7 protein-coding genes are annotated in these 7,934 nt (G+C 64.7%); 6 read left to right on the forward strand and 1 reads right to left on the reverse strand.

Features of this window, described 5'->3' with window-relative positions:
- The first annotated feature begins 205 nt into the window (after nucleotides 1-205).
- From F6X42_RS25780 to F6X42_RS25800, 5 genes are all read left to right on the forward strand, one after another.
- Nucleotides 206-1,546, forward strand: coding sequence for an NAD(P)/FAD-dependent oxidoreductase (locus F6X42_RS25780; RefSeq protein WP_187636895.1), 1,341 nt, complete (start codon nucleotides 206-208; stop codon nucleotides 1,544-1,546).
- Between the two features lie 35 nt (nucleotides 1,547-1,581).
- Nucleotides 1,582-2,220 carry a cysteine peptidase family C39 domain-containing protein gene (locus F6X42_RS25785; RefSeq protein ID WP_187636896.1) on the forward strand — a complete coding sequence of 213 codons (639 nt, stop codon included), beginning with the start codon at nucleotides 1,582-1,584 and terminating at the stop codon, nucleotides 2,218-2,220.
- A 106-nt stretch (nucleotides 2,221-2,326) separates the two neighbouring features.
- The gene (lhpI, locus tag F6X42_RS25790) at nucleotides 2,327-3,259 is read left to right on the forward strand and encodes a bifunctional Delta(1)-pyrroline-2-carboxylate/Delta(1)-piperideine-2-carboxylate reductase (protein WP_187636897.1); all 933 of its coding nucleotides are present in this window, start codon (nucleotides 2,327-2,329) and stop codon (nucleotides 3,257-3,259) included.
- Between the two features lie 234 nt (nucleotides 3,260-3,493).
- A complete protein-coding gene (zwf, locus tag F6X42_RS25795; RefSeq protein WP_187636898.1) occupies nucleotides 3,494-4,975 on the forward strand; it encodes a glucose-6-phosphate dehydrogenase in 1,482 nt (493 codons plus the stop codon).
- A 139-nt stretch (nucleotides 4,976-5,114) separates the two neighbouring features.
- On the forward strand, nucleotides 5,115-6,263 hold the full coding sequence (locus F6X42_RS25800; protein ID WP_187636899.1) for a nucleoside hydrolase: 1,149 nt from the start codon (nucleotides 5,115-5,117) through the stop codon (nucleotides 6,261-6,263).
- Between the two features lie 19 nt (nucleotides 6,264-6,282).
- Here the strand turns inward: F6X42_RS25800 and F6X42_RS25805 are convergent, their stop codons facing one another.
- Nucleotides 6,283-7,239 (reverse strand): LysR family transcriptional regulator, encoded by a 957-nt coding sequence (locus F6X42_RS25805; protein WP_187636900.1) that lies wholly within the window; start codon nucleotides 7,237-7,239, stop codon nucleotides 6,283-6,285.
- Here F6X42_RS25805 and F6X42_RS25810 point away from each other — a divergent pair.
- Entirely contained in the window at nucleotides 7,154-7,447 is a 294-nt protein-coding gene (locus F6X42_RS25810; protein ID WP_187636906.1) for a hypothetical protein, read from the forward strand. The genes F6X42_RS25805 and F6X42_RS25810 overlap by 86 nt on opposite strands.
- Nucleotides 7,448-7,934: the final 487 nt, after the last annotated feature.

Consider the following 7,934-nt stretch of genomic DNA (forward strand, 5'->3'; position numbering starts at 1 on the left):
CACGCATGAGCCGTGCCGAAGGCGACGGAACCGGCTGCTAGCCGCGACGCCCCCGGGCGGGGCGCGTTCAGCGCGCCGGCATCGTGTCGAGCCGACCGGTTGTTGCAGAATCCGCGCGAGGTCGAGCATGCCCGGGCCGCCTTCGCATTGCGGACAATGGCGCCCGCTGCGAAGATGACGCCCACCTCTGCGACCTGCCCACCCAATGACCACGACTTACCCGCTGCACTCGACCTTCACTTGCGCCGATCAACCGTTCCCCACCCACGCCGACGTCGTGATCGCCGGTGCCGGCATCATGGGCTGCGCGGCCGCTTATTACCTGGCGCGGCGCGGCCTGTCGATGGCGGTGCTCGACAAGTCGCGGATCGCCGGGCAGCAGTCGTCGCGCGCGTGGGGCTTCGTGCGTCAGCAAGGTCGCGAAGCCGCCGAGGTACCGCTGATGATGGCGAGCATTCCATTGTGGAAAGAACTCGAGCGTGAGCTGAACTTCGATCTCGAATGGCGTCAGGGCGGTTGCCTGTATGTCGCCACCCATGACGAAGACTGGGCTTCCTTCCGGCAATGGATCGATGTCGCGCGTCAGTACGGCCTCGACACCCGCACGCTCGACCGCGGGCAGATCGACGCCGTCGTGACCGGCATGCAGGGTCCCGCGCTCGGCGGCCTGTACACGCCGAGCGATGGTCAGGCTGAACCGCGCCGTGTCGCCGCTGCCTTCGCGGCACGCGCCGCCGAAGCCGGCGCACTGTTTTTCGAGGGCTGCGGCGTGCTCGGCGTCGAACGCGGGGGCGGCGCGATTGCGGGTGTGGTCACTGAGCGCGGCACGATTCGCACAGCGCGTTTCGTCTGCGTAGCCGGCGCCAGTAGCTGGCGCCTGCTCAGGACGCTGGGTCTCGAACTGCCGCAGCAGGCGGTGCGTGGCACCTGCATGCGCACCAATCCGCTGCCGCCGGTCACGGCGTCGACGTTCTGGGGCCACGGCCTCGGCATCCGGCAGCGCGCGAACGGCGCGATCAATCTCGCCGACGACATGCAGGTCGACGTCGACATGACGCTCGGTCATTTGCGCGCGCTCAAATGGTTTTTGCCGGAACTGTGGACACAGCGCGAGAAGTTCAGCTTCCATCTGAACGGCGCCTGTCTGCGGGATCTGCGCGAGCGTTTGCCGGGCGGCGTGCCCGACGCCGAACGCGTGCTATATCCGCGCGACCCGCATCCGCAGCCGAACACGCGCCATGCGCCGCGCGCGCTGAAGAAGCTGCGCGCGCTGTTTCCGGCGTTGCGCGACGCACAGGTGGTCGAGGCGTGGGCGGGGCTCATCGACGTGCTGCCCGACGGCATTCCAGTGATCGATGCGCCGCCGCAGGTCCCCGGCCTGACCGTCGCGACCGGCTTCTGCGGTCATGGTTTCGCGATGGGGCCGATCGTCGGCAAGCTGCTCGCTGAACTCAACGATGGCGGCGAGGCGTCGCTGGATCTATCGGCGTTCCGTTTGCAGCGTTTCTTCGACGGCACGATGAAGCGGCCGCGTAGCATGCTGTAACCCCGCCGCGCAACCTGACCCGACCGATACCCCTGATGACCGAACCCGTCCTCCGCCACGCCGACGTCCCGTACTACTCGCAATGGGGCAGCCCCGAGTGGGTGCGCGACATCGTCGAACAGCGGCGCGACCCGTGCGAAGACCCGCACTGGCAGCGCAGCGGTTTCGCCGACCCCGAGCGCTATCGTTTCTGGGCGCAACGCCTGTGCGGGCTGACCTGCCTCGAATCGGCGCTCGACTATTGGGGCATCGATCACGCGCCGCGCGCCGCGTTGCTCGACGACGCGCTACGCCACGGCGTGTACCGGCTGCGCGACGATGGCGGCGTCGACGGTCTGATCTACCGGCCGTTCGCCGACTGGGCGGGCGCCGCGTTCGGCCTGGAGATCGACGTGCTGCCGCAGGCGTCGCTCGAGGAGATCGCGGCGCGGCTCGACGCCGATACGCTCGCGATCGTGTCGGTGAGCCCCGAGATCCGCTATCCGGAGCGGTCGAACCGGCAGCGGGGCGGTCATCTGATCCTGCTGCACGGCCGCGATCGCGACGGCGTGTGGTTTCACAACCCGTCGGGCGTCGCGCCGCATCAGGCCGACGTGTACCTGTCGTTCGCGATGATGTCGCGTTTCTATGCGCAGCGCGGGATGACGCTCGGCCGCGGCAAGAACGGCGACTAAAACCCCGACAAAGCCGGCGGGCGGCAGAACGGGCTCACGACTGGCGAACTTTTTTGCGCTCGGTTACGGTGACGCCATCCCCACTCCATCCAGCACTGGACCGTCCATGACCCGCCCGACCACGCAGATCTTCGACGCCGCCGCCACCGCTCGGCTGATGCCCTACGCAGCGCTTGTCGACGCGTTGAGGCGCGCAAGCATCGACTACGCGCAAGCGCGCATCGCGAGCCCCGAGCGGCTCGTGGTGCCGCTGAACGCCGGCGGCATCATGCTGTCGATGCCCGCCACCGCGCCTGATCTCGCGATCCACAAGCTCGTCAACGTGTGCGCGACCAACGGCGCGCGCCATCTGCCGACGATCCACGGTCAAGTCATGGTCTTCGATGCCGATACCGGCGAGACGCTGTTCGTCCTCGACGGTCCGACCGTGACGGGTCGCCGGACCGCGGCGATGTCGATGCTCGGCATCGCGACGTTCGCCGGGAGCACGCCGCGCGAATTCCTGCTGATCGGCACCGGCACGCAAGCGCTCAATCATCTGGAGGCGATCGGCGAGCTGTTTCCCGACGCGCGCGTATGGGTCCAGGGCAGCGCGCCCGCGCGCGCCGACGCGTTCTGCGCGGCCCAGCGCGGCAAGGTGCGCGAGTTGCGGCCGCTCGCGCAAGCAGGCGCGGCGATTCCCGCTTCGGTCGACGTCGTGATCGCCTTGACCACCAGCAAACAGCCGGTTTATGACGAGACGGCGCGTGCCGGGCGGCTCGTGATCGGCGTCGGCGCTTTCACGCCGCAGATGGTCGAGATCGGCGCCACGACGATTGCCGGCAGCGCGCTGTTCGTCGACGACCTGGCCGGCGCGCAGCACGAGGCCGGCGATTTCATCCAGGCCGGCGTCGACTGGGCGCGGGTGGGCGGGATCGCCGCGGTGCTGGATCAGACGCGGCCCGCGCCGGTGGGGCCGGTGGTGTTCAAGAGCGTCGGCTGCGCGGCGTGGGATCTGGCTGCGTGCCGGGTCGCGCGCGACGCGCTGGCGCTGGGCTGACGGCCAGCGGCCGAGGCAGAAAAAATCGCGAAAATATCCCGAAGAAACAGCCGTCTGGCGTGCAAGGTTGGCAACTTGCGCTACCCTGCGGCAGATGTTGCCGTGCAAACTATCTCAAAACGTTGCACCATAGATGTTTGCCGGAATAAGCGCCATAGCGGACGTGAGCCGTAGCCTGTCCGCCAGCCGCCGATTTCTGATCGACGCCTTCTCCCTAGACGCTGCGACCGTGCCATGACGACCCAACAAGCTTCCGCCACACCCGACCTGCCGCTCGACATGATCATCTTCGGCGGCACCGGCGACCTGTCGTTCCGCAAGCTGCTGCCCGCGCTGTACATGGCGCATCTGCACTGCAACCTGCCGCCGGACAGCCGCATCCTGACGATCGGCCGCAAGCCCTGGTCGCGCGATGAATACATCAGCGAATTCATGGAGCAGAAGGCGAAGCCCTTCATCGAAAAGAAGGCGTTCGACGCGTCCGCGTGGGACAAATTTCTCGCGATTTTCGAATACGTGCGGATGGACGTCGACGCGCCCGAGGACTACCTGCGCCTGAAGGAAGCGTCGCGCGACGGCGTGAACCGCGTGTTCTATCTGGCGACGTCGCCGGATCTGTTCACCCATATCTGCGATAACCTGGCGTCGGCCGGGCTCGTCGACGGCAATTCGCGCGTCGTGCTCGAAAAGCCGCTCGGCCACGACCTTGCGTCCGCGCAGCAGATCAACAACGCGGTCGGCAAGCATTTCGACGAAGCGCAGATCTACCGGATCGACCATTACCTCGGCAAGGAAACCGTGCAGAACCTGATGGTGCTGCGCTTCGGTAATCCGATTTTCGGGCCGCTGTGGCAGGCGCCGTACATCAAGAGCGTGCAGATCACGGTGGCCGAAACGGTCGGCGTGGGCAGCCGCGCGGGATTCTACGACAAGACCGGCGCGCTGCGCGACATGGTGCAGAACCACCTGCTGCAACTGTTGTGCATCGTCGCGATGGAGCCGCCGGTGTCGCTCGATCCCGACGCGGTGCGCGACGAAAAGCTGAAGGTGCTGCGCTCGCTGCGGCCGATGACGCCCGAGGACATCGCGCGCGACACGGTGCGCGGCCAGTACACCGCCGGCGCGGTCGATGGCGAGGCGGTCAAGGGCTACCTCGAGGAAGACAACGTGCCGGCGGGCAGCCGCGCCGAGACCTTCGTCGCGTTGCGCGCGCGGATCAACAACTGGCGCTGGGCCAACGTGCCGTTCTTCCTGCGCACCGGCAAGCGGATGCAGAAGAAGCTGTCGGAGATCGTCATCGAATTCTCCGATCTGCCGTTCTCGATCATCCCGAGCGGTGGGCGCACCTACGGCAACCGTCTGGTGATCCAGTTACAACCCGAAGAGTCGATCCAGCTGCAGGTGCTCGCCAAAGAGCCGGGCAGCGGCATGCACATGCTGCCGGTGAGCCTGAACCTGGACCTGCAGCAGGCGTTCACCGAGCGTCGCGCGGAAGCGTATGAGCGTCTGCTGATCGACGTGATCCGCGGACGTCTGACGCACTTCATGCGCCGCGACGAACTCGAAGCGGCATGGGCGTGGGCCGAGCCGATTCTCGAGGGCTGGGCGAAGTCGGGCGAGCGGCCGCGCTCGTATTCGGCGGGCACGTTCGGACCGGCGGCATCGACCGCGCTGATGACGCGGGAGAACGCCGTGTGGGCGGAGGAATCGCAGTAACGGAATTCGACAGCGCGGTAATTGAGGCGGCTCGTGACGTTGCAGTGGCGTCGCGAGCCGCTTTTGTTTTCGCTGTCGCTGTCGCTTGCGCGTTGATTGTCAGTCCGCGTCACCCGGAGGCATTCCGAAGGAGGCATCGATGAGGCGAATTCTCGTGGCATTGTTCTGGGCGGCAAGCGTGGCAACCACATTCCCTCTCACGGCTTGCGGCAGCAGCGGTCTCGATGCCCGGAGCGATTCGCCGAAGGTGATCATCGACAGCGACTACAACACGCTCGGCGACGACGGCCAGCTCGGCGTGATGGCCGCGCAATTGCAGGCGCAGGGCTCGCTGAAAGTGCTCGGCATTACCGTGGTGTCTGGCAATCAGTGGCTAAAGCAGGGTGTTGCCGATGCGCTGAAATCGGTCGAGCGGCTTGGCGTCGAACGACAGATCGGCATCTATGCGGGCGCCAATTACGCGCTGTCGCACGACTTTGGGACGATCCAGCGCGAACTGGAGGAATTCCCCGGCGGTGACGGTTACATTGGCGCATGGAGCAAGCCCGAGCCAAAATCGGCTAGCGACCTCGTCGCGCCGCCGGACGGCTTCGCGACGCACACGAAGGTGCAGAGCCAGAGCGCGGTGGACTTCATCGTCGAATCGGTCAAGCGTTATCCGGGCGAAGTGACGATCCTTGCGATCGGCCCGCTGACCAATATCGCGCTGGCCACGCGCGAGCATCCAGAGATCGTGCCGCAGATCAAGCAGATCATCTACATGGGCGGCGCGATCGACGTACCCGGCAATACCACCCGCACCGCCGAGTTCAACTGGTGGTTCGATCCCGAAGCGGCGAAAGCGGTCCTGCGTCTGCCGATCAAACAGACGGTGATCCCGCTCGACGCGACGGATACCGTGAAAATGGACAAGGCGCTGTACGATCGCGTCGCGCACGATCCGGCGAAGCAGACCATCGTCACGCAACTGTTCAAGACGCTGAACGGCTACGGTTCCGACGGCAAGAACGGCTTCGAGACCAATCCGAACTACACGACGAACATCTGGGACACGCTGACGCTCGCGTATCTGATGCATCCGTCGTTCGCGACGCAGACCGTCGAGGCGTGGGTGGATGTGGACACGAGCTTCGGCGCCAACGATGGCAAGGCAACGGGCTATACGAGTTCACCGCCGCCGGGATTGCAGAAGATGACGGTCGTCAAGCGATTCGATAATCCGGCGTTTTTTGATTTCTATGTCGATCTGTTGACGCGGCCGGTGCCGGTGCGGCCGTTGGACCAGTGAACGCGCAAGCGCACCCGCTTCACGCGGGATGCAGGCCGCGCAGCAACTGACGCACCCGCGACAGATCCTGCTCGACGTGCCCGGCGTTCTCGAACAGCTCCGCGAGCCAGTCGACGAACGCGCGCACGCGCGGCGACACGCGGCGGTTCTTCACATAGGCGACCGAGACCGGCATCGGCACGGGTTTCCATTGCGGCAGCACTTCATGCAGCAAGCCCGAATCGAGGTAGGGCTGCGCGGCGATGCGGGCGGGCTGGATCATGCCGAGTCCTTGCAGTCCGCAGGTCAGGTACGCCTGTTCGTCGCTGACCTGCACGAAGCCGTTGAGCTTGACCTTGCGCGCTTCGCCATCCACTTCGAAATCGAAGTCGCATTCGCGGCCGCTATGCGGCGACACGCAGTTGACCGCGACGTGCGCGCGCAACTCGTCGAGATCGACGGGCGTGCCGTGGCGGGTCAGATAGGCCGGACTCGCGCAGGTCACCTGATCGAGCGTGCCGAGTTGACGCGCGACGAGATTGGAATCGGGCAATTCACCGAGCTGGATGCTGCAGTCGATTGCTTCGGAAACCATATCGACGGTGCGGTTGCTGACGCCGATCGCGAGGTCGAGGTTCGGATAGCGGGTGTGAAAGTCGTCTAGCGACGGAAGCACGATTGCGCTTGCGACGGCGCCTGGCATTTCGATACGTAGGCGGCCGGTCAGGTTGTCGGTCGAATTGCGGATGCTGGCTTCCATTTCGTCGATGTCGGCGAGGATTTGCGCGCAGCGTTCGTAGTAGGCGGCGCCTTCAGGCGTGATGCTTAGACGGCGGGTCGTGCGGACCAATAGCGCTGTGCCTAGCAGGGCTTCCAGGTTCTGGACGATTGTCGTCGCTGTTGCGCGTGGGATGTTCAATGACTCCGCTGCGCGGGTGAAGCTGTTGGTGTCCACGATTCGGATGAATGTGCGCATTGCAGTTATTCTGTCGATCACTGGTTTGCTCCAAATGGGTTTTCTTTTTTTTGCCTGTGCTCTTTTGTCTTTGTTCTTTGCTGTGTTGGCCTTTCCTTGCTTTGTTGTCGGTCTATTAGCGTTGCCCCTGTGCGGGGCGGCACCTACTTTCTTTGCTGCTGCAAAGAAAGTAGGCAAAGAAGACAGCTTTACACCGCCAGCTCATAGGCGGGTCCCTCGGTCTGCGTGAGGTAGTGGTGCATCTGGAGTCGGTGCCCCCGCACATTCCACCCTGGTGACAAAGCCGTCATCCGCTCCCACGCCGCACTGCGTGCGTCGCGGACGGGTCTGCCAGGAGAACCGACCGATGGTTTTGGAACGGGGTTTCGGCGCGCGCAGCGCCGCCGGAAGAATGACTGCGTTGTCACTACCGCCGAATGTGCGGGAGCACGGATTCCAGATGCACCACTACCCCTTCCAAGCCAGGGGACCCGCTTAAGAGTTTGCGGTTTGAAGCTGTCTTCTTTGCCTACTTTCTTTGCAGCAGCAAAGAAAGTAGGTGCCGCCCCGCACAGGGGCAACGCTAATAGACCGACAAGAAATCAAGAAAGAGGGTGTAAATAGCTTTGTGTAAACGGTCATTTGGCAGGAGACTGCCAGTAACAGGAGCGACGATGACCGTAGCGAAACGCAGCAAACGAGTGAAACCCGATCCTGAGCTCGTCAAGCTGGCCGAC

This window comes from Paraburkholderia podalyriae (genome assembly GCF_014397785.1).
GTDB classification, from domain to species: Bacteria; Pseudomonadota; Gammaproteobacteria; order Burkholderiales; family Burkholderiaceae; genus Paraburkholderia; species Paraburkholderia podalyriae.